Source organism: Pirellulales bacterium, from assembly GCA_035656635.1.
Classification (GTDB): Bacteria; Planctomycetota; Planctomycetia; order Pirellulales; family JADZDJ01; genus DATJYL01.
The window spans coordinates 17449-37576 of record DASRSD010000165.1; the positions used below are offsets into that span (position 1 = coordinate 17449).

The 20128-nt window shown below is 55.9% G+C and carries 23 protein-coding genes and 1 tRNA gene; 7 read left to right on the top strand and 17 right to left on the bottom strand.

Features of this window, described 5'->3' with window-relative positions; translation table 11 throughout:
• Positions 1–23: 23 nt before the first annotated feature.
• Entirely contained in the window at positions 24–1511 is a 1488-nt protein-coding gene (gene tig / locus VFE46_16985) for a trigger factor (GenBank protein ID HZZ29695.1), read from the bottom strand.
• 94 nt (positions 1512–1605) lie between these two features.
• Positions 1606–1678, bottom strand: a tRNA-Gly gene (locus VFE46_16990).
• Between the two features lie 373 nt (positions 1679–2051).
• On the opposite strand from VFE46_16990, the gene VFE46_16995 reads away from it, so the two are divergent.
• Together VFE46_16995 and VFE46_17000 are read left to right on the top strand one after the other, a co-directional pair.
• A complete protein-coding gene (locus VFE46_16995) occupies positions 2052–2531 on the top strand; it encodes an FHA domain-containing protein (protein ID HZZ29696.1) in 480 nt (159 codons plus the stop codon).
• Positions 2532–2559: 28 nt separating this feature from the next.
• Positions 2560–2934 (top strand): ASCH domain-containing protein, encoded by a 375-nt coding sequence (locus VFE46_17000; protein ID HZZ29697.1) that lies wholly within the window; start codon positions 2560–2562, stop codon positions 2932–2934.
• Here VFE46_17000 and VFE46_17005 read toward each other — a convergent pair.
• The 7 genes from VFE46_17005 to VFE46_17035 form a co-directional block, all read right to left on the bottom strand.
• Positions 2912–3307: a clan AA aspartic protease gene (locus VFE46_17005; protein ID HZZ29698.1), complete on the bottom strand. Its 396-nt coding sequence runs from the start codon at positions 3305–3307 to the stop codon at positions 2912–2914. The two genes, VFE46_17000 and VFE46_17005, sit on opposite strands and share 23 nt — an antisense overlap.
• Positions 3308–3376: 69 nt before the next feature.
• Entirely contained in the window at positions 3377–3691 is a 315-nt protein-coding gene (locus VFE46_17010; protein HZZ29699.1) for a DUF2442 domain-containing protein, read from the bottom strand.
• Positions 3651–3890, bottom strand: a complete 240-nt coding sequence (locus VFE46_17015) for a DUF4160 domain-containing protein (GenBank protein ID HZZ29700.1) — start codon at positions 3888–3890, stop codon at positions 3651–3653. Before VFE46_17015 ends, VFE46_17010 begins: the two co-directional genes overlap by 41 nt.
• Positions 3891–4005: 115 nt before the next feature.
• A complete protein-coding gene (locus VFE46_17020) occupies positions 4006–5463 on the bottom strand; it encodes a hypothetical protein (protein HZZ29701.1) in 1458 nt (485 codons plus the stop codon).
• Between the two features lies 1 nt (position 5464).
• A complete protein-coding gene (locus VFE46_17025) occupies positions 5465–5992 on the bottom strand; it encodes a hypothetical protein (protein HZZ29702.1) in 528 nt (175 codons plus the stop codon).
• A gap of 7 nt (positions 5993–5999) precedes the next feature.
• Positions 6000–6479 (bottom strand): RNA polymerase sigma factor, encoded by a 480-nt coding sequence (locus VFE46_17030; GenBank protein HZZ29703.1) that lies wholly within the window; start codon positions 6477–6479, stop codon positions 6000–6002.
• A gap of 162 nt (positions 6480–6641) precedes the next feature.
• Positions 6642–7994: a peptidylprolyl isomerase gene (locus VFE46_17035; GenBank protein ID HZZ29704.1), complete on the bottom strand. Its 1353-nt coding sequence runs from the start codon at positions 7992–7994 to the stop codon at positions 6642–6644.
• A 72-nt stretch (positions 7995–8066) separates the two neighbouring features.
• On the opposite strand from VFE46_17035, the gene VFE46_17040 reads away from it, so the two are divergent.
• A complete protein-coding gene (locus VFE46_17040) occupies positions 8067–8681 on the top strand; it encodes an RsmD family RNA methyltransferase (protein ID HZZ29705.1) in 615 nt (204 codons plus the stop codon).
• Between the two features lie 43 nt (positions 8682–8724).
• On the opposite strand, the gene VFE46_17045 is transcribed toward VFE46_17040, so the two are convergent.
• Both VFE46_17045 and VFE46_17050 read right to left on the bottom strand, forming a co-directional pair.
• Positions 8725–9828 (bottom strand): prepilin peptidase, encoded by a 1104-nt coding sequence (locus VFE46_17045; protein HZZ29706.1) that lies wholly within the window; start codon positions 9826–9828, stop codon positions 8725–8727.
• Positions 9719–11569, bottom strand: a complete 1851-nt coding sequence (locus tag VFE46_17050; GenBank protein ID HZZ29707.1) for a UbiD family decarboxylase — start codon at positions 11567–11569, stop codon at positions 9719–9721. The genes VFE46_17045 and VFE46_17050 overlap by 110 nt, the downstream gene beginning before the upstream one ends.
• 156 nt (positions 11570–11725) lie before the next feature.
• Here VFE46_17050 and VFE46_17055 point away from each other — a divergent pair, with 156 nt between their 5' ends.
• From VFE46_17055 to VFE46_17065, 3 genes are all read left to right on the top strand, one after another.
• Positions 11726–13198 carry a leucyl aminopeptidase gene (locus VFE46_17055; protein ID HZZ29708.1) on the top strand — a complete coding sequence of 491 codons (1473 nt, stop codon included), beginning with the start codon at positions 11726–11728 and terminating at the stop codon, positions 13196–13198.
• 75 nt (positions 13199–13273) lie between these two features.
• Positions 13274–13507: a DUF4160 domain-containing protein gene (locus VFE46_17060; GenBank protein ID HZZ29709.1), complete on the top strand. Its 234-nt coding sequence runs from the start codon at positions 13274–13276 to the stop codon at positions 13505–13507.
• Complete coding sequence (locus tag VFE46_17065; protein HZZ29710.1) at positions 13491–13793, top strand: DUF2442 domain-containing protein; 303 nt, start codon at positions 13491–13493, stop codon at positions 13791–13793. Before VFE46_17060 ends, VFE46_17065 begins: the two co-directional genes overlap by 17 nt.
• Positions 13794–13806: 13 nt before the next feature.
• Here the strand turns inward: VFE46_17065 and rpe are convergent, their stop codons facing one another.
• Together rpe and pgi are read right to left on the bottom strand one after the other, a co-directional pair.
• Entirely contained in the window at positions 13807–14478 is a 672-nt protein-coding gene (gene rpe / locus VFE46_17070; protein ID HZZ29711.1) for a ribulose-phosphate 3-epimerase, read from the bottom strand.
• Between the two features lie 367 nt (positions 14479–14845).
• Entirely contained in the window at positions 14846–16480 is a 1635-nt protein-coding gene (gene pgi / locus VFE46_17075) for a glucose-6-phosphate isomerase (protein HZZ29712.1), read from the bottom strand.
• A 184-nt stretch (positions 16481–16664) separates the two neighbouring features.
• On the opposite strand from pgi, the gene VFE46_17080 reads away from it, so the two are divergent.
• Positions 16665–16934 (top strand): DUF4404 family protein, encoded by a 270-nt coding sequence (locus VFE46_17080; protein ID HZZ29713.1) that lies wholly within the window; start codon positions 16665–16667, stop codon positions 16932–16934.
• Between the two features lie 15 nt (positions 16935–16949).
• Here the strand turns inward: VFE46_17080 and VFE46_17085 are convergent, their stop codons facing one another.
• The 4 genes from VFE46_17085 to VFE46_17100 form a co-directional block, all read right to left on the bottom strand.
• Positions 16950–17744 (bottom strand): hypothetical protein, encoded by a 795-nt coding sequence (locus VFE46_17085; protein ID HZZ29714.1) that lies wholly within the window; start codon positions 17742–17744, stop codon positions 16950–16952.
• Between the two features lie 130 nt (positions 17745–17874).
• Positions 17875–18177 carry a hypothetical protein gene (locus VFE46_17090; GenBank protein ID HZZ29715.1) on the bottom strand — a complete coding sequence of 101 codons (303 nt, stop codon included), beginning with the start codon at positions 18175–18177 and terminating at the stop codon, positions 17875–17877.
• A 43-nt stretch (positions 18178–18220) separates the two neighbouring features.
• Positions 18221–19165, bottom strand: coding sequence for a ribose-phosphate pyrophosphokinase (locus VFE46_17095; GenBank protein HZZ29716.1), 945 nt, complete (start codon positions 19163–19165; stop codon positions 18221–18223).
• A gap of 78 nt (positions 19166–19243) precedes the next feature.
• A complete protein-coding gene (locus VFE46_17100; protein HZZ29717.1) occupies positions 19244–20050 on the bottom strand; it encodes an NTP transferase domain-containing protein in 807 nt (268 codons plus the stop codon).
• Positions 20051–20128: the final 78 nt, after the last annotated feature.

Genomic DNA, 20128 nt, shown 5'->3' on the forward strand with positions numbered 1-20128 from the left:
AATAATATCAATCCGCGGGAATTTTATACACGCTCCTTCGGTTCGTGTAGAGGCTCCGCCTCGCCGGCATGTTTGGCTTCCGGAATATCTTCCTCGGTTTCCTCGCCGCCGGCGGCTTCATCAATGGCTTCCGTTTCCAACGATTCTGGCTTATACGGCACATCCTTGAATTTTGCGTGCTTGAGCACCATTTCGATGGTTTTGCGCTCGATGATTTGGTTGCGCAAAATGTCCATCAGGCCCCGTTTTTCCAATTGGGCCCGCACCCGGCGAACGCTTTCGCCGCTTTGGGCGGCAATCAGACGAATTTCGTTTTCGTAATCTTGCGGCTGATCTTCGATTTTTTCTTCTTCCGCAATCCGTTCCAAGATGAAGTGCTCTTTCAGGGCCCGCGCCGTCGATACCATGCTATTTTGGCGCAGTTCGTTTTCGTGGGCGCGAATTTGGTCGTCGTTAAAGCCGCTGCGGCGCAGTTCCAACACGGCCCGTTCCAACTCACGCCGACCTTGCCGCTTAAGCAATTCCGGCGGCAACTCCCAATTGGCGCTGGCAACCAGGGCCTGCGTAATTTGCTGCCGGGCTCGTTGTTGCTGATGGTAATCCAACTGACGCTGCAAATCCTCGCGAACCGCTTTGCGCAGTTCGTCTTCTGATTTGAAGTTGCCCATTTCTTCCAGAAACGCCGGCGTAAGCTCCGGCAGTTCCAGCTTTTTTACATCCAATACTTCAAACACGGCGGAAATAGTTTTGCCGCGAAGCGCCTCGTTCTGGACGTTGTCGGACAGCTTGACTTGGGCTGTTTTGGTGTCGCCCGCCTTCGCGCCGGTCATCAGCTTGTCGAACTTTTCGACTTTCCCGTCGCGGAAACTGAGCGTGGGCCGAATACACAAGCTTTGCTCTTCAGATTTGGAAATTACGTTATCGCCGTCCTGGAACGTGATGTTCACCTGCACGTAATCGCCTGCCTTGGCGGCGGCGGCGTGCGGCACCAACCGGCCACGCTGCGTGAGCATGCGTTGCAGTTGGTTATCAACATCTTTATCGGTGAACTCGCGCGTAGGTCGTTCGACATCAAGCCCTTTCCATTGCGGCAGGTCGAAATCGGGCCGCACTTCAATGTTGAACTCGAAGGTCATGGGCCCTTCGTCGGGCACTTCAACGGCGGCTAAATTGACATCGGGCTCGCTAATAGCGGCCAGCTTTTGGTCGTCGCTGAGTTGCGACATGCTGTCCATCAGCAAATTGCTTTTTACCTGGTCCTTCACTTCCTTGCGAAAGCGATGCTCCACCAGCTTTCGCGGCGCGCGGCCTGCACGGAAGCCGGGTACTTGCGCCTCCGGCATTAACTCGCCAAACGCTTCGTCAAAATAGCGCTCCACGTCTTCGTGCGGAATTTTAACCGTCACGTGCCGCTGGCAGGCGCTAGGAGCGTCGATTTTCACTTCCAGATTCAGCCGCGGGCGCTCCGGCGCTTCCGGTGCTGCAGAATCTTGTGTTTCTATATCCGCCATGATTAATGGTGCGCAGAAAAACGTGCGCGAATTGTTGGTATAGGTGGTGTGCTGCTCAGCGAGGTGTGTTCAAGATTTACGTGTGGTCACCAGGAGCGGGCGATGAGATTCGAACTCACGACAACCACGTTGGCAACGTGGTGCTCTACCAACTGAGCTACGCCCGCAAATGCCGCCTGGAAAATGCCGACGGAAATGTTTCCGCCACTCCAGCTAGCAGTGGCCGAATGGCACAAAAACCACGGGATTATAGGACCGTCCAGAGTCGTGGCAAGGGCAATCGGCACGCGTTGTTAAATTAGGACGGGGAGGGTATTTCCGTCAAGCCCCCGGAAGCAAAATTGGCGGCCGATCCGAATGCGATTTGGCGATACTGGTATCTCCTTTTTGTTCGTTGCCTCTGGGTGTTTCGGACGGTTGCAGCAGCTATTCCCCCACCGTATAGTAGTTTTGAGAAGAGAAGCCGGTCCGATCATCATCTGAACGTGCTGCAAAGGTCATGTAGCATTGCTATCACGGAAGCAGTCGTCCGAGGGGCCCATGCAAGCAAAACTTGTTGTGGTTGAGCCAGACATTCAACCCGGTGAATACGATGTCACCTTGCCGCTAACCATTGGCCGGGGGCGTGAAGCGAAACTGAAATTAGTTCACGCCCTGGTCAGCCGGCAGCACTGTGAATTATTTTTCGACCATGGTCATTTGATGGTTCGCGATTTGGGTTCGCTAAACGGCACGTTCGTTGGCGGACGCCGAATTGAAACTGCGCCGCTGTTATCGGGCGAATTGCTGACCATCGGCTCGGTCATTTTGCGCGTCCACTATGGAGAGCAATTAGAAGCGTTGCCGGGCGCGGCGGCGTCTTTTTGCGATGGCCAAGTGATGGTGGCGGCCGTCGACACCATTTCGCTGGAAGACACTTCCCAGGCCGCGCGCCTGATCGACGATGACGACGATTTCGGCGATTCGTTCGACGCCGGTGATGGCGGCGGCACGGGCTTGTTCGATCCGCGAAACGACTGAACGCAAACAGGCCGCCGGCTAGGAAGCCATGCTGTTATTCAAGAAGAAATTTCTCGACGCCATTCGCCAGGGACGGAAAACGCAAACCGTCCGCCTGTGGAAATGGCGCAAAATGAAACCGGGCCAACGCAGTTACATTCCCGGGGCGGGTTATATCCAGATCGGCGACGTCGATGAAGTCGCTTTGCCCGCACTCACTGAGGAAGATGCCCGTTTGGACGGTTTTAGTTCCGCCGCGGCCCTGCGACAGGAAATCGAACAGCTTTACCCCCACCAATTAGCCGCCGGCTACCGGGCCTTTCGCATCCGCTTCATGCTGCTGCCTCAGGAAGTGCAGCAGCAAATGCGGCTGGAAAAGAAAAAGTCGAAGTCCGTCAAGATCACTCCTTCATCTGCGCCTTGACTCGCGCATGAGGAATATTGGGACTTTCCGGGTTCACCGTGATCGATTGCCGACTGGGCGAGACGACTAAGTCCAGGTCTTCCATCGGAACGGCGCCAAGCAGCACTTCGTCACCCAGGACCAAAGCGCCAACAAAACAGGTACGGTTTTCAAAGGCCACGCGCACGGGTCCCACATAGGGCACCTTTTCTTTCCGCCCGTCCGCAAAACCAACCTCCCGTTCCGATTCTGTATCCAGCGCAAGCTGCACCGCCAAATGCCGTGGAATGCACAGCATTAAAGCGCCGGTGTCGGCCAATGCTTTGGTACGGATTGGCTTCAACTCGGGCTGTCGCGGATTGCTCAGCTGGATTTCGGCAAAGACGTGTCTCATGCTTCTATTCATTATCTTTGTAAAAATAGCCGTTCTCAAAGCGTACTCGTCTACAAATGTACCAAGGTTTCATTTTTCCATGGGCCGGACAGAGCGATGTTTGGCTGAAGTATTGCTCCGATGATGCGCACTCACAAGCGGAAATTTTTCCGGACTGCTTAACGATTCAACAGCCAAATCAACATCCAATTCAGGCCAGTAGAGATGGTGCGGGTTGGGAAGTTCGACATTCGTTAACCGGCCAATGGTAGCATCGCGAAACCAAGGAAATTGGTCAAACGCAACGAAGTGCTCCACGTTTCGCAGCAGCAGCCAAAATCCATTCTTGGAAACGTTGGTAACTTCAACTGCTGAAGTGCTTTTCCCACGCTTTATGGATTTCATCTTTATGATCCTTGACCAATTTCAATGCTGTCTTTAGTTGCCGGGCGGTTAGCCGATAATTTTGGGCCAACTCGACGCGCGGCTCCAACCAAAACTTAGCTTCTCCATCGGGATGCTGAACGTGTACGTGTATTCGCCGCTCTTCACGAGAGAAAAAGTAGAACCGATACGAGCCGTACCGAAAGATCGTAGGACTCATGCCTACATCTTACTTCATAGAATCGGCCCAGAGCAATTGAATTCCGATGACCGGATCATCCCCCATGATGAACAAATCGAGTTGATGCCGCGCAGCTCCGGGCAAATTCCAAATTTCACTTCTGCGCAGGAACAGCCGCCGGCGAAGTTGTCATCGGCTCTTTCGCAGCTACCCAATCGCCGACGCTGGCCGGCCAATCGGCGCTGATCACCGTCGCTTTCTTATCCGGAACACAATACCGCACAACTTCGTGCCCCTTTGAATTGGAAATCGGCCGGACAAATGCCAGTTCCGTCGCCGTTCGCCACAGGGGAACGCTCGCCAATTTTATGCTGTTTTGGCTGTCGGGCTCCGCCACCGCCTGCACGACCTGGGCCTCGCCCGTGGCAATGTCGAGAATTGAGACACGACCATCGTCGAAAGGAATGGAAAGGTATCGGGCGTCGGGACTCAATTCAAAATACTGCGCCGCATTGCCCAATGTTTGCATAGCGCTACGTGGCACCACACGAGTCAGCGTCGATTGCTTGCCTGGGTCGAAGCAAAACACTGTGGGCTGCAAATCAAAGTCTTTCGCCGCAGCTGGCAAGGAAATTTCCACGGCGTCAAAGAAAATCCGTCCGTCTTTGGCTACCCGAACTCGCTGCAGTTGATTGTATAAGAAACCCGCTAAATCTTCGCGTCCTGGCAAATGCTCAGCGTCAATAAAATGGCCGCTCTCATCAGCGACTTGCTGTCGCACCAGAATTCCCACCATGATCTGCATTTGGTTTTCTTTCCAATCGGCTGGCGTGATGTAAATCACATATTTACCGTCCGGCGACCAATCGGGATATTCCGCGCCCCGCCCAACTTCACAACTTTTTCCTGACCCGTCCGTGGGCACGAGCAAAAGCTTCAACGGCTCTTGCTCATTTTCGCTCGGGCCTTGCTCGCTACTGGAAATCAACACTGCATCTCCCGTGGGCGAAACTCGCAAGCTTTGGACGCCATTTCCGGCATTGGGTCGACGATAAAGTAACGCTTCGGCGGTAGCGCCGGCGTGGCTGACGGCATAAATTTGAATCGCATCTTCCACAATCGCTAACTCAGCGAATGCTTTCTGGCCTTCGTGATCGAGTTTGGCGGTCAGTGTTGCGGTCGACTTTGTGCTGTCACGCAAATTCATCAGCGCCATCGTCAATTGCATGTTGGTCAACGCTAGTTGTTTCTTTGCATCGTCGATGAATATCGACCATCCGTGGCTGGCCGCCAATAATTCGGCGTGCACAGTGTCGACGTTTTTGCTGGCCGCCGCTGCTTCCTCCGGAAAGGCCTGGCTGGCCTCCGCCCAAGTTTTGAATTCGCGCTGGGTGCTGACCATCACGCGCTTGGAATCGGGCAGCCACGCCACGCATTTCACGTCGGGCACCAATAGCGATGACAGCTTTCCGGAAACATCACATAAGTGTAGACCGTCGTCTCCTAAGATTGCCGCCTGTGTGCCATCGGGCGACCACACCACTCGTTGGGCCACACAGCCGTCGACTAATATTGCCGCCAGCAAACAAGCGACACGAAGAGGATTGCGCATTTCAGCCTCCGGTTGGATGATACAGAATCATTAAATCTTTAAGTGCGTAATTCGATGGCTGCTCAGGACGATCGGCAATTTGTTGGACCATCGCCCGCCGCCATGCCAGCGAGCCAAAATTCCGCACGGCGGCAATGGGACGCTCTGCGGTGCCCAGTGCCGGTTTTTGATTGCCGCTGGCAGCGGCGGTTGCATTAGGCTGACGTTGTGTTTGGCTGCCTGCAAAAAATCCAAGCGTCAAGCAAGCGGCCAGTGCCGCAGCCCAAGTTGCCCCTTTCCGCATGCGTGTGCGCCGCTGTGCAGTTTGCAACCGACGGCGGGGAAAAACGGGGATCGCGGCGAGGGCCAGCGTGGAGTTTCGATTGAGAATCGCACGCCGGGCCAAACCGACAACGCTTTGCCACTGCACCAGTTGGGCGCCGGCGACAGCGTCTTTTTCCACGTAGGCTTCGACGAGCGCCATTACTTCCGGCGGCGCGACGTCCAATGCGTAATCGATCAATAGCGGCTCGATTTTTTGCAGATCCATATCAACCTCACTTTTTCAGCACATCTCGCAATAAGCGCAGGGCGTTGTGCAGCCGAGAGCGCACCGTGCCGACAGGAATTTCCAACACCGCCGCAATTTCGTCATAGGAAAGGTCGTCTCGCAAGCGCAGCTCCAAGGTTTCCCGCATGGGTTGTGGTAGTTGCGCAATGGCCGCGTGCATTTGTGCCAGCGCATCATCGTTTTCCATCGCAGGCGTGGCTGCCATGTCCGTTAGGGTTTGTTTTGGCGCGAGCTTGGCGCGCCGCAGCGCCGTCAAACCGACGTGCCGGGCAATGCCGAATAAAAACGCCCGCGGCGATTCGACTCGTTGCCAGGCATTGTTTCGGGCCAACAGCCGCAGGAAAGTTTCTTGCAGCAAATCCTCCACCGGCGCACACTTGCCAAAGTTGCGCTCTAAATAGCGCGACAGCGCGGGGGCATGGTCGCGATAGATGGCCTCGATTTCAGCCATTTGGCTGTCTGCCATGTGGAAGTTCCCTCTTCGAACACGGTCGCCTGCTACTTATACGTCGCGCAGAGCTTGAAAAAGTTCATTCTGCCCAGGCAAGCGGTCCGATGCGAGCGCGCTGCCAGCGAAGAAAGCTTCGCAATAATGCTAGATTGCCGGCCACTGTTTGATCGGCGGGCTTCATTTTTTTTCAATGGTCTTCGGCTCGTACGGGTGAGTGCGCTTGCGAAGCACCTCGGCTTTGAGAATTCGGTCCGGCTGCACCCCGGAAGCATGTTCTTTTTCCCAGGTGGGATCAATTCGTTGCAGTTTTGGCAGTACATCCAAGCCTTCTATCACACGCCCGAACACGGTATGTATGCCATCTAAAGTTGGCGCGGGTGCGAAGGTAATAAAAAACTGAGAACCACCGGAATCGGGCGCCGACGTGTGGGCCATGCTGAGCGTGCCCAGAAAATGGTCGCGATGGTTGGGCAGTTTGCATTCGTCGGCAATGGTGTAACCGGGGCCGCCGCTGCCAATGTAAGCTTGATTTTTCGCCGCGTCTTTACTCAACGGATCGCCGCCTTGGGCCATAAATCCGGGCAACACGCGGTGGAATTGGGTGCCGTCGTAAAGTTTTTTTTCCACCAAACTGATGAAATTCGCCACGGTGTTGGGGGCTTCGTTCTCAAACAGCTCCAGCACAATATCTCCCCGAGTCGTGTGCAATTTCACACGCGGCAAATCGTCGACCTTTGCTTCAGCCTGACGGAGTTTTTGTTCCTGCTGCCACAGCGGTCGGTAGTGTTCAATTTCTCCGGCCAATATTTGTACACCAGACTCGTTGGGGATTTTTCCGTCTCCCAGCGCTTCCAAATATTTTTTCGCGTCGTCCAAACGCATTGTGGCGAAAGCCGCCGTTGCCGCGATGCGATAAATACTTTTGTCGGGATAGTGATGTTCGATCAGCAGTTTCGCAAGCCGCAGAGCTTCCTCGTAATTGTCGGTGCGTAGCGCGCCGACCGCTACGTTGTACAAAAACTGCGTAAGCTCGGGGTCTTGATCGTTCGCCGCGTAAGCCTTTTCGGCAGCAATCTGCAACTTGGAGAGAATGGCCTCGGCTCGACTCGCCAGCATGGCATATTGCGGTTCCAGGGAATTCCGCTGTTCCGGCCCGCTAAATCGAATCTGCGATTGCATATCGGCAACCTCAACCAGCGAGGCCCGCCATTGATCCAGCAGCTTGCGGTAATCTGCACCGGCATCCGTTGAGGCGCCACTTTCCGCCGTGGCTTCGCCTTGCTTGGCACTTTCGGCTGTCTCCATATTGGCGCTCTTGGCCGCCGGCGCTTGCTTTTCAGTTTTGCCGGCTGCAGTGGCCGGCTTTCTATCGTTTTCGGCGGCGTGGAGCAGACATGCTCCGCACAGCAAAAGCACCGCTGCGAAAATAATCGTTTTGCTCCGCTGGCACACGTAAGTGAAAGGAGCTGCTTTCGGCATCATCGAAATCATCAGAATGTCAGAATTGCTTGAATTGTGTTCGGTGACCATGTGATGGCGGATCTTCTCCTTCTAGCGTACCATAACCTTAGCCCCATCTGCACGCGATTAGAGGTTCAATTCGTGCCGAACAAATCATCGAAATCCGCAGCACAGTCGCCGACAACCATGTCGCCGCCGCGAATTATTGGCGGCTCACTGCGCGGACGAAAATTGTTGTTCACCGGCGATCCGCGCACTCGACCCATGAAAGATCGGGTGCGCGAAGCGATGTTCAATCTTTTGGGCCACGCGGTGAAGGGAAAGCATGCCATCGATTTGTTTGCCGGCACCGGCGCACTGGGTTTGGAAGCCATTAGCCGCGGCGCCGTCAGCGCTACATTGGTGGAACGGCACTTTCCCACCGCCGACATTATCCGCCAAAATGCGGCCGTCTTGGGGGTGGAATCGCAATGCACCATTCTGCCGACCAACACGCTGTTGTGGCCCCAGCGCTGGCCGGAATTGCCCGCGGTGCCCTGGGTGGTATTTTGCTCCCCACCGTACGATTTTTATGTACAACAAAGCGGCGAAATGCTGGCCTTAATAACGGGGTTGATCCAGCGCGCCTCGCCACACAGCATTTTCTGCGTGGAGGCGGATGTCCGATTCGATTTCAGCCAACTGCCCGATGCCCAGCAGTGGGATGTGCGCAGTTACCCGCCCGCCGTGGTTGGAATTTGGGAAAAGCATGCGTAGCGAATGCTACCGTGCAATAAACGTTGCGGCGCTGTGCTTCGCACTACCACGAATGGATCCATGCGGCCAGCGGCTGCTCCACCAAGCACCACAAAAGCGAGCCGAAAAACACGATTGCTGTCGGCTGAATTCTCGCCATCACTCGTTTCGCCGGTGCTGCTGGTTTAATCAGCGACCAAATATTCGCCGCGCCGCCAATCACCAATACCGCTTGCCAACCCAAGAATGCGCCCACGGCATATAACGCCAGCGTGCTATTCCACAAGCCCAATTCGCGCGGACGCTGCAAACCCATTTGATTCAGAATTGCCAACCGCATTACCACCGCGGTCAGCATGCCCACGAAGGCCGTGGCCAAAGCCCGTATACTGATCCATTCTTCGCTCGCGGAGGCATGCCATAGCGGAAATGCCTGCACCTGCGGCCAAAACATGGCAATCAAAATTCCGCCCGCCGCAGGCCATGTAATTAACCGCCGCGGCAAGTTATTCCCATCGACATCGATCAGCAGCGCTGCCAGCAACGGGCAAAGCAGCAACAAATGAAACACATATTGCCAGACAAATTGTGCGGTCTGCCCGCCAGCTTCCGTTGCCTTGGACGCCGTGGCTTCCGATGGGCTGCTATCCTGCGCATCGGCTGCGCGATTGCTTTTTTGCCTGGCTGCCTGAATCGCAGCGGTATCGGCAGCCTCCCAAGCCAGCTGTTGCGGTCGCGCCCAGTCGGTCCAACCCAGCGTCAAGAACATCAAGCCGACGGCTAATTCCACGAGCGGATAGCGCGGAGAAATTGCCGCCCTACAATCGCGACACCTTCCGCGCAACCACAGCCAGCCGAAAATCGGCACGTTATCGTACCAACGAATCGGATGGCCGCACCGGGGACATTGTGAACCCGGCCGCTGCAAACTCAGACCCCGCGGCAAGCGGTAAATTACCACATTCAAAAAACTACCAATGATCGCGCCCAGCACGAACAGCCACGTTAGCAGGAACCACAATCGAATTTCCATGTCGTTCATTTTAACATCTTCGCCGCTAGCCAATTCCGTGCAGTGGGCCGCCGGCTGCAAAAAATTTATCCACTCGTCGAGATACTTCCAGATCGGGCAACAGCGGTGGCGCGTGGTGCGGTTTGAGTCGAGCATCGATCACCAAGGCTCCCGCGCAGCCCCAGTGTTTGTGCTCCACGAACGAGCCAATACCGTCGAGATCGGCCGCCGGATTGCTGCGCGTGAAGGTGACCCACAGGAAGTTCGCCAGCGAGGCGGCCGTGAATTGGCTATCGTCGACAATCACTATCAGCGGAAATTGATTGATCGCATCCTCACACGCCAGCGCGCTACAAAATTGGGCTACCGATGAATCATTTTCTCCCGTAGCTGCGGAATATTTGGGTCCTTCCACAGCTAACACGCCAGCTAAACAAATGTGCGGATTGCGGAAGCCGTTTGGCAAGCGTAAATCGCCGGGCAATTCCGTCGGCAATTCACGTTGCACAGGTCCAGCCGCCGCAATGACGACCTTCGAACCCTCGTTCAACCGCTCGCCCGAGTAATCCAGCGTATCGATGGTCGTGCAAGTTTGGAAATGCAAATCACGCCGCCAATCGACGCGCCGCAACAAATGCGCGAAAAAGGCCGCCACATTGTGAACGTCCAACTGCTCATCATCGCCGCCGTTGACAATCAGCAAATACTTGGCCAGCGACAACTGCCCTTGCCCCAAAATGGCGTTGGCTTGCGTGAGCAATTCCTGCGGGCGATCCGGCTTTGAATAGGGCGTGTAGCGTTCGCTGCCAATGGCCAACAATAATGGATGCACCCCCGACGCATCCACGGCATGCACAGCCCGCACGCCGGCAATTACCGTCGGAATGATCGGGCCGGTAAGTTCGTGAATCAACTGGCCAAACACGGTATCTTCCTGCGGCGGCCGGCCAACCACCGTGAACGGCCAAATGGCTCCGGTTCGATGGTACACTCGCTTCACGCACAATACCGGAAACTCGTGCGCCAGACTGTAATAGCCCAAGTGATCGCCAAACGGTCCCTCGGGCAATGTTCGCCGGGGATTGACTGTGCCACAGATGCAAAAATCGGCCTCGGCGTAGATCGGCAATTGTCGCGCTGTCGATTTTGATTCGATCAGCGGCACTCGTCGCCGCCCCAGCGCGCCGGCAAAAGCGATTTCCGGCATGCCTTCCGGCAGCGGCATGACCGCGGCCAACATCATGGCCGGCGCGCCGCCGACAAAAATGTTTGCCTTCAGCGGTTCTTTTCGGCGCACCGCCGCCGCATGATGCACGCCGATGCCGCGATGAATTTGATAATGCAGCCCGACTTCCTCATTCGGCCGATATTGGCCCCCGGAAAGCTGCACGCGATACATCCCTAAGTTCGAATGCCGCCAGCCGGAATGATCAGCGTCCTCCGTGTATACCAGGGGCAAAGTGATAAATGCTCCGCCATCCTCGGGCCAGCACTTCAATTGCGGCAGGCGATCGATCGTTGTTTCGTGATCTAATACCGGCCCGCTCCGCACGCGCTTGGGCAATAGCGTTAGTGCAGTTCTCGTCGCACCCAGCCATTGCGACGGCTGCCTGAGAACGGCGCGGGGATCGATTTTCATTTCGATCAGGCGTCGCACGTTGTCCAGCGAATCGCGGAATATATACCGGGCTCGTTCGAGGGTGCCGAATAAATTGCACACCATCGGGAACGCACAACCCTTCACTCGTGTGAACAGCACCGCCGGCCCGCCTGCTTGATTCACCCGGCGGTGAATTTCCGCCGCTTCCAAATTGGCGTCGACTTCGTCATCCACGCGCACTAACTGGCGCGTGGCGGCTAATTCGTCAACACATTCTCGAAGATTCCGATAACCCATATTGAACCCTACATGGCCCGACCGTGTCGGTCGCGCTGGCATCCATCCACTTGCGGTTTAGCCGCGAGCCACAAGGGGGGCGGGCGGTAAAACGTGCCCTCAAGTTTAGCCCCCGGGGCCTCTTGGAACAGCCGTCGATTCGCTAAAATTGCACGCATGAACATCAAACTTTGCAATTCGCCCTTGGCCCAAACGGCCGCCGATGCCGTCGTGCTGGGCATCTTCGCCAACGAAAAATCATCCGACCCCAAAGCGACCCGCGCCGTGGCCGAAGCCGACAAAGCCACGAACGGGCTGCTGTCCAAGCTGATGGAACGAGAGGAAATTGCCGGCAAAAAATTCGAGCTGACGCCGCTATTGGCTCCGCCGGGCATTGCCGCCGGGCAGTTGTTGATGATTGGCTTGGGCGATCGCGAAAAATTCAACGCCGGAATTGCTTTTCGCGCCGCCGCCGCTGCCGCCAAGCAACTGGCTGGCAAAAAACGCAACACCGTGGCGTTTTTTTTGGGCGACGCCAAGGTCGATCAAACCGAAGCCGCTGTGGCTGGCGCCGTCGTCGGCTGCCAGGGACAGGATTTATATCGGGCGGAAAAAAAGCGTCAGCCCTTCGATGAAATTTTGTGGTCCGGCAGCGATGAAAAAACGATTGCCAACGGCGCCGCTCTCGGCGAAAGCATGAATCTTACTCGCCGCTTGGTCAATGAGCCGCCGGACAACATCTATCCGGAAACGTTCGCTGCCCGCGCCGCCGAAGTGGCCCAAGCCGACGGACTGGAATGCGAAATCTGGGATCAATCGCGGCTGGAAAAAGAAAAGTGCGGATCGTTGTTGGCCGTGGGGCGGGGATCATCTCGGCCGTCACGGTTGGTGATTTTGCGGCATGCAGGCGCAAAACCGCAAGCGCCTAAATTGGCCCTGGTCGGCAAAGGCGTCACGTTCGATTCAGGTGGCCTGTCGCTCAAGCCAACCGATAGCATGCTGACCATGAAGTGCGATATGGCTGGCGCCGCCACGGTATTGGGGGCGATGCAAGCCATCGCCCGAATGAAGTTGCCGATCAACGTCGTCGGCCTGATGGGCCTGGTCGAAAACATGACCGGTCCGGCAGCATTCAAGCTGGGCGATGTCCTCACGGCCCGCAGCGGCCGGACGATTGAAGTTCATAATACCGATGCCGAAGGCCGACTGGTTTTGGCTGACGTGCTGAACGTGGCGCTGGATGAAAAGCCCTCCAAAATGATCGATCTGGCCACGCTCACCGGCGCTTGCATGGTGGCACTGGGAACCGAAACCGTCGGCGCGATGACCAACAATCAACTCTGGTGCGATGCGGTTTTGGAAGCCGCCCGGCGCGCCGGCGAACCCGCCTGGCAACTGCCGATGACACCCGAGATTTACGACGAACAAATCAAGAGCGATGTGGCCGATATTAAAAACGTCGGCGATGGCCGCTGGGGCGGGGCGATCACCGCCGCGAAATTTCTGGAGCAATTCGTCGGCGACGTGCCCTGGACGCATCTCGACATTGCCGGCCCGGCCTTTCTAGAAAAGCCCAAGCCCTGGTCCGACGGCGGCGCCACTGCCTGCATGCTCCGCACGCTGGTGGAAGTAGCGCGCAGCTGGAAGTAAACGCCACGGTGTGTTTGAAATCGAAGACTGCCAAACAGCGTTGTTTAAATGATGGTATACTTGTAATATGCTTGTATGCCCACGGTGCTTCACAACGGCCCGTATCGGTTCTTTTTTTACGCTGGCGACCGAGACGAGCCGCCGCATATTCACGTGGAACGCGACGCAGCTGAGGCTAAATTTTGGCTAGACCCTGTGCGAATCCAGTGGAGTTACGGCTTTGCTGCGCATGAAATCAATCGCATCGAAAAAATTGCCGTTGACCATCATCAATTTTTAATGGATCGCTGGAATGAGTACTTCGGTTGAATCGCAAGCGGCATGCGCCGTAAAAGTCAGCGTCGGGCCAGATTTGCTGACGGTTGAACTGTCGGACGGCCGCATTATTTCGGCGCCGCTGGCCTGGTTTCCGCGGCTTTCGCACGGCACCATTGCCGAGCGGAGCCATTGGCGATTAATTGGCAACGGCCACGGAATCCATTGGCCCGATCTCGACGAAGACCTAAGCGTGGAAGGATTGCTCGCCGGCAAACCATCGGGTGAAAGCCAAGCGTCGTTCAAAAAATGGCTTGATCATCGAACGTCGGGAAAATAATAACATTGCCCAGTTATTTATCCGCCGCTTTCCGCAGGGCGGCGATGTTGTCGGCGATGCTGGCTTCTTGGTTGAACACCGCAGTGCCGCACACGGCAATCGTCGCGCCGGCTTTTTCCGCCGCGGCGATGGTGCCGGTATGAATGCCGCCGTCAACTTCGATGTGAACGTGGGAAAGATTTCGCTCGGCCAGCATTTTTTTCAGCCGGGCGATTTTATCGACGCTGTCGGGTATAAATTCCTGCCCGCCAAAGCCCGGATTGACCGTCATCACCAGCACTAAATCGATGTCACCCAGAATTTCTTCCAACATCACCAGCGGCGTGGCCGGGTTCAAAGCCACTCCCGCTTGGGCGTCCAATTCGCGGATTTGCTGCAGCGTGCGGTGCAAATGGGGGCAGGTTTCCACATGCACGGTTACTAAATTTGCCCCGGCCTGTACAAAATCGGCGATGTAGCGCTCCGGTTGCTCGATCATCAGGTGCGTTTCAAGGATCGCCCCGGCCTTGGCGACGATGGGCTTAATCGCCTGCACCACCAGCGGCCCCATGGAAATGTTGGGCACAAAATGGCCGTCCATGATGTCGCAATGAATCCGCTTCACGCCACAGGCCAGCGCCTCGGAAACCTGCTCACCCAGGCGAGTAAAATCCGCGGCGAGTATGGAAGGGGCAAGTTCGATCATGGAACGAATGATTTAACCACAGAGGGCACAGAGGAACGCAGAGGAAGATTTTTATAAGGAAGCCAGGAAGTTAGGAATTCAAGAAAGAACATCGGCGAAAAATTGAACGCTGTTCGATCGCGATTATTAGAATACATTCATTCAAAATTTTTTAACTCTCCATTCCTGCTTCCCTGGCTTCCTTACAGGCTGTTTCAAAACTAGGAATCGGGTGGCTGGGGTCGACCGAAGGGAGCCCCCAGCAGCCTATTCACTGGGGGCTCGGCGGCACTCGACCCCCGCCACCCTTGAAGGAAGTCCAGTTTTGAAACAGCCTCTTATGAATTTTTCTTCTGCTCTCTCCGCGTCTCTGCGGTTCCTCTTTGGGTTACTTGCTCCCAGATTGGCGGTAGCGTGAAATCAACGTGTTCGTGGAGCTGTCGTGTTTGAGTGCGGCGGATTTGTTTTCCAACTCCGGAATAATTCGCATGGCCAGCATCTTGCCCAATTCTACACCCCATTGATCGAACGAGTTGATATGCCACACCGTCCCCTGCGTGAAAATTTTGTGTTCGTACAGGGCGATGATTTTTCCCAGCGACTCCGGGGTCAGTTTATTCAGAATAATCGTGTTTGTCGGATGGTTCCCTGCAAACACCCGGTGCGGCACCTGGTAATCGGGCACGCCGTCGGCGATGACTTCCTCCCGGGTTTTTCCGAACGCCAACGCCTCGGTCTGGGCGAACATGTTGGCCATGAGCAGTTCATGGTGCCGACCCAATGGATTGAGCGTTTGCTCAAAGCCGATGAAGTCGCAGGGAATGAGTTTGGTGCCTTGGTGAATCAACTGATAGTACGCATGCTGACCGTTCGTGCCCGGCGTGCCCCACACGATAGGCCCGGTTTGGTAGTTCACGCGGTTGCCGTCCAAGTCGACGCTTTTGCCGTCGCTCTCCATATCGAGCTGTTCCAAATACGCCGACAGCCGGCCCAAATAATGATCGTACGGCAGAATCGCCACCGATTGCGCGCCAAGGAAATTGTTGTACCAAATGCCGATGAGCCCCAGCAGCACCGGCAAATTTTTCTCAAAGGGCGCGGTGCGGAAATGCTCGTCCATGGCGTGAAAGCCGGAGAGCATTTCGTGAAAGCGCTCCGGGCCAATGGCGATCATCAGCGACAACCCGATGGCCGAATCGTACGAATATCGTCCGCCAACCCAATCCCAAAACTCGAACATGTTGGCCGTGTCGATGCCGAATTTGGCTACTTCTGTGGCGTTGGTGGAAACCGCCACGAAATGTTTGGCCACGGCTTTTTCGTCTTTCAATTTGGCCAGCGACCATTGCCGGGCCGTGTGCGCGTTGGTCATGGTTTCCAGCGTGGTAAACGTTTTCGACGAAATGATGAACAGCGTTTCTTCGGCGTCCAAATCGTGCGTGGCCTCGGCAAAATCGGTGCCGTCAACATTTGAGACAAAGCGGAACGTGCGGCTACGGTCGCTATAGAATCGCAGGGCATCGTAGGCCATGGCTGGACCTAAATCGCTCCCGCCAATGCCGATGTTGATGATGTTTTTTATCGGCTTACCCGTATGGCCGCGCCACTGGTTTGAGCGAACGCGGTTGGAAAAAGCCGCCATTTTGTCGAGCACCTTGTGCACCTCGGGCACGACATCTTGCCCATCGACCAAAAATTTCTCGCCTTTGGGCGCCCGCAAGGCGATGTGCAGCACGGCACGGCGTTCGGTGATGTTGATTTTTTCGCCGGCGAACATGGCCGCAATGCGCTCGCGCAAGCCGCTTTCGGCAGCCAGCTGCAACAGCAGCTTGAGCGTTTCATCGGTGATTAAATTTTTGGAGTAATCGAAATACACGCCGACAGCTTCTTGCGCCAGGCGCGTGCCGCGCTGCGGATCGTCGGCGAATAATTTTCGCAAATGCGTGGCCTTGACTTGCTCGACATGTTGCTGGAGCGCCTTCCACGCCGGACGCTGGGTGGTGGGCAGAAGGGTGGACGACATAAAAAATCTCCCGTCGGAAAATTGCGGGCTGCTGCGAAAATCAAGTTCCCAGCATAGCGATTCCACAGCCTTCCTGAACAGAGTCGCCGCGACCGGGGCTGGGACACTGGCAATTTGCGGACTTTTTGCCGTATAATTTCGAGCGGATTTCCGCGTTCGTTTTGACTAAAGGGGAGACTTTGCCATGTCGATCAATTCCCTACGATTGAAAACAACTCTGGAGCAATTGCATCAACAGTTGGCGGAAATCGACGCGCTTGATCCGGCTGCTCGCGCGGAATTGACCGCCGCTCTGCAGGAAATTCAACAAGCGCTGCAAAACAAGACGCTTCCGCCGGCCAAGCCGCTGATGCGGCGGTTGGGGGAAGCAGCGCGCCACTTTGAAGAAAATCATCCGGCACTAGCCGGATCGATTAAAAGCTTGATCGACACCCTCGGCCGCAGCGGAATTTGAGAGCAGGGGGAGTGTTTATTTATTCGCTGCTGCGGAATTGCCGGCTGCCGATTTAGCATCGGCTGGCTTCTTCTTCGCCGGAGTTCCCAGCGGATTGGAAAGCGTGACGGTAATTTCCTTCGCCACCGCCAATCCCTGTTGGTTGTAAGCCCCCGTGGCGTCCACCTTATCGCCAACTTGCGCTAAACGAAGATCAGAAACATTCACTTTGATGGTTGGGTTGGCAGCCAGCTCTACCGTGTACAAACCGCCGATCGTTTGCACGGTCAGCAAATTATTTTTAATGCTCTTGATGTGGCCAATGATGGGACCGGCGCTGGTTTCATTTCCTTCCTTCCGCCCGCCAGTTTCTGGCCGCTGCGCGCTTGTCGTTTGCGGAGAAATAATTTCCAGTTCGCTCACCGGGGCACTCGCTTTGCCTTTTTTGTCGAATTCGCTGCTGAACTTCACCAGCAAGTCGGGCTTGAGAAAGCTAGGGTCGGCCGTGCCCGTGACGCGAGTGACGCAATTTTTGTCCGGCTTGAGCGCCCAGTTGGTGCCGTTGGAATCGGTAACTTCCAAACCGACCGAGCCAATCGCCGAGATGGTGGCGGATCCGGAAAATGGCTGTGCGCCGCGGGGATTGTTAGCGTTATTATTATTGCGTGAGTTGGTGCGCGGCATGTACGGCATGGCGCCGGCGCCATATTGCGCCCAGGCCGATGGCACGCTGCCGATGCTAATTGCCAGCGCACTTGCAATCAGAATTAGCCACGTAAAACGGTCGCGGCTGAATAAATTGAAAGCTCGGCTCCCATGAAAAGCGAACATAATTGCCTCCTAAGTTCCGCCCGCGCCAACTAGCCCGTAATTCAATCTAAGCCCGCGAAACGGCAAAAGTCAATTATGGCAGACCATTGGTATTAGATCGCTGAAAAAACGTGAGAATTCCGGAGAGAAATCAGTCGCGGGCAAAGGTCTGGACTCGTACACCAGGAAACAGCCCGAGGTGACCAGTCGCAGTGAGCTTGCCCGTGATGCGGTACGAAATTGCGGGTTCCGGAATGAATTCATCGGGCAAGATTGCCACCAATGCAAGTTGTGGATCGACGACGAATTGGTAGCTGTTACCGGCTAGTTTTTCGACGCCTGCGTAAGGGAGTTGATGGAAATGGCCAATCAATTCAACGTTCGCATCGTGATGCATGCCATCGACATGAATTCGCTTGGCAAACTCGCGAGCGATATCAATGTCGTTCGGCATGGGCCATTTACTAGATCGATTGCAACGGTTAAGAAATTTCTGCTCATCCGAACAGCATGCTCACCGATTCATTCCGGTGGATGCGTTTGATGGCCTGCCCCAAAAGTGACCCGACGGAAACGATTTTAATTTTCGGCAACGTCTGCTGCGGCTTGAGCGGAATGGTGTCGGTAATGGCCACCGTGTCGATCGATGCCGAACTGAGCCGCTCGATGGCCGGACCCACCAGCACGCCGTGTGTGGCGGCGACGTGAATTTCGCGGGCGCCGTTTTCTTTGAGCACCTTGGCCGCGCCGCAAATGCTGCTGGCGGTGCTGATCATGTCGTCGAACATGAGTACAATTTTGTCTTTGACCGGCGCGCCGATGATGTTCTCCTGCTTCGTGGTGTCGGGGCTGGTGCGGCGTTTATCGACCACGGCCAGCGGCGCTCCCAAGCGGTTGGCATGCCCCAGGGCCCGCTTAATGCCCCCTTCGTCGGCGCTGACAATCACCAGGTCGTTTTTGGTCAAGCCTTGGTTGCGGAAGTATTCGTTGAGCGCCGGGGCGGCGTACAAGTGATCGACCGGCACGTCGAAAAAGCCCTGCAATTGCGCGGCGTGTAAATCCATCGCCAGCACCCGATCGGTTCCGGCTCGGGCAATCATGTTGGCCACCAGCTTGGCGGTAATCGGCACGCGGCCGGCATCTTTGCGGTCTTGCCGAGCGTACCCGAAATAAGGCAGCACCGCGGTAATGCGGTAGGCGCTGGCCCGCAGGAAGCTGTCGATCATAATCAACAGCTCCATCAGGTTTTCGTTCACCGGCGGGCACGTTGGTTGCACAATGAACACGTCACGGCCGCGCACGTCTTCATCAATTTTGCAAGAAATTTCGCCGTCGGGAAAATTGCCGATGCTGAGCTTTCCTAGCGGCAGCCCCAAATATTCGCTAATTTTTCCGGCCAGAACCGGATTCGCGCGGCCGCTGAAAATTTTAAGATCGTTCATCGCCGGCAGTAGTCAGTGGTCGGTAGTCAGCGGTCCGTTGTGAACAATCAGTCGTCCACGATCATTTGCGCTTGCCGTTTAACCGCGATGCGCAGCGGAGCGCGATTTCAATTCTCTTTCCACCGCCGCCAACTCATCGACGGTATTCACGCTGAGTGTTTCGCACGCCGACAAAGCACATAGCGCCCGCACGTCTTTTCCTTCCGCTTTCAGGATACCAGGGCAATCGGTGATGTAATACTCCCCCTGGGCATTCTGGTTGCGAGTTTGATCTAGCGCGTGCCATAACTCGCGGCTGTCGAACAGATAATAGCTCATATTCACTTCGGTCAGGGCAATTTGCTCGGGCGTGGCATCTTTTTCTTCGACAATCGCCAGAAAGTTGCCGCCCGCATCACGTACGACACGCCCCAACCCCTGCGGGTTCTGCTTGTCGGCCGTGCCCATCAGGCAGGCTGGTCGGGTGCGCTCGAAATCGGCAAACATGGCCCGCAAACTGGACGGCTGCACTAGCGGAGAATCGCCCGTGAGAATTAGAATTTGACCCGCATGATTGGAAAGCGCCGGCCGGCACACCATCACGGCGTGCCCGGTGCCCAACTGCGGCGATTGCTCCACGAACTCCACAACCATCTTCTCCCTATCCCCTTGGGAGAGGGCCGGGGTGTTGGCGCTTCCGCGTTGCCAATGCGCTAATTTTTCGCGCATCAAATCGGCCCGGTAGCCCACGACCACCACGACACGTCGCACGCCCACTTCGGTCAGCGCATCCAGCACGTATTCGATCATCGGCCGCTCGCAAACCGGGAACAACACCTTGGGCAGGTCGGATTTCATCCGCGTCCCTTTGCCGGCGGCAAGCACAATGGCGACAGGCGTGAGCATAACCGATGATGAATTTTCGATGGCGTAGAGCAATCCAACCAAAACGGCGGCACGAATATACCATCTACACTCTGCGGA

Excerpts from the sequence above, each read along its gene's own strand:
- VFE46_17100 (HZZ29717.1), bottom strand. The coding sequence starts at position 20,050 with ATGCTCACGCCTGTCGCCATTGTGCTTGCCGCCGGCAAAGGGACGCGG.
- tig (HZZ29695.1), bottom strand. The coding sequence starts at position 1,511 with ATGGCGGATATAGAAACACAAGATTCTGCAGCACCGGAAGCGCCGGAG.
- VFE46_16995 (HZZ29696.1), top strand. The coding sequence starts at position 2,052 with ATGCAAGCAAAACTTGTTGTGGTTGAGCCAGACATTCAACCCGGTGAA.
- VFE46_17095 (HZZ29716.1), bottom strand. The coding sequence starts at position 19,165 with ATGAACGATCTTAAAATTTTCAGCGGCCGCGCGAATCCGGTTCTGGCC.
- VFE46_17085 (HZZ29714.1), bottom strand. The coding sequence starts at position 17,744 with ATGTTCGCTTTTCATGGGAGCCGAGCTTTCAATTTATTCAGCCGCGAC.
- rpe (HZZ29711.1), bottom strand. The coding sequence starts at position 14,478 with ATGATCGAACTTGCCCCTTCCATACTCGCCGCGGATTTTACTCGCCTG.
- VFE46_17060 (HZZ29709.1), top strand. The coding sequence starts at position 13,274 with ATGCCCACGGTGCTTCACAACGGCCCGTATCGGTTCTTTTTTTACGCT.
- VFE46_17030 (HZZ29703.1), bottom strand. The coding sequence starts at position 6,479 with ATGGCAGACAGCCAAATGGCTGAAATCGAGGCCATCTATCGCGACCAT.
- VFE46_17050 (HZZ29707.1), bottom strand. The coding sequence starts at position 11,569 with ATGGGTTATCGGAATCTTCGAGAATGTGTTGACGAATTAGCCGCCACG.
- pgi (HZZ29712.1), bottom strand. The coding sequence starts at position 16,480 with ATGTCGTCCACCCTTCTGCCCACCACCCAGCGTCCGGCGTGGAAGGCG.
- VFE46_17020 (HZZ29701.1), bottom strand. The coding sequence starts at position 5,463 with ATGCGCAATCCTCTTCGTGTCGCTTGTTTGCTGGCGGCAATATTAGTC.
- VFE46_17025 (HZZ29702.1), bottom strand. The coding sequence starts at position 5,992 with ATGGATCTGCAAAAAATCGAGCCGCTATTGATCGATTACGCATTGGAC.
- VFE46_17045 (HZZ29706.1), bottom strand. The coding sequence starts at position 9,828 with ATGCTCGACTCAAACCGCACCACGCGCCACCGCTGTTGCCCGATCTGG.
- VFE46_17015 (HZZ29700.1), bottom strand. The coding sequence starts at position 3,890 with ATGAGTCCTACGATCTTTCGGTACGGCTCGTATCGGTTCTACTTTTTC.
- VFE46_17000 (HZZ29697.1), top strand. The coding sequence starts at position 2,560 with ATGCTGTTATTCAAGAAGAAATTTCTCGACGCCATTCGCCAGGGACGG.
- VFE46_17065 (HZZ29710.1), top strand. The coding sequence starts at position 13,491 with ATGAGTACTTCGGTTGAATCGCAAGCGGCATGCGCCGTAAAAGTCAGC.
- VFE46_17090 (HZZ29715.1), bottom strand. The coding sequence starts at position 18,177 with ATGCCGAACGACATTGATATCGCTCGCGAGTTTGCCAAGCGAATTCAT.
- VFE46_17055 (HZZ29708.1), top strand. The coding sequence starts at position 11,726 with ATGAACATCAAACTTTGCAATTCGCCCTTGGCCCAAACGGCCGCCGAT.
- VFE46_17005 (HZZ29698.1), bottom strand. The coding sequence starts at position 3,307 with ATGAGACACGTCTTTGCCGAAATCCAGCTGAGCAATCCGCGACAGCCC.
- VFE46_17080 (HZZ29713.1), top strand. The coding sequence starts at position 16,665 with ATGTCGATCAATTCCCTACGATTGAAAACAACTCTGGAGCAATTGCAT.
- VFE46_17010 (HZZ29699.1), bottom strand. The coding sequence starts at position 3,691 with ATGAAATCCATAAAGCGTGGGAAAAGCACTTCAGCAGTTGAAGTTACC.
- VFE46_17035 (HZZ29704.1), bottom strand. The coding sequence starts at position 7,994 with ATGGTCACCGAACACAATTCAAGCAATTCTGACATTCTGATGATTTCG.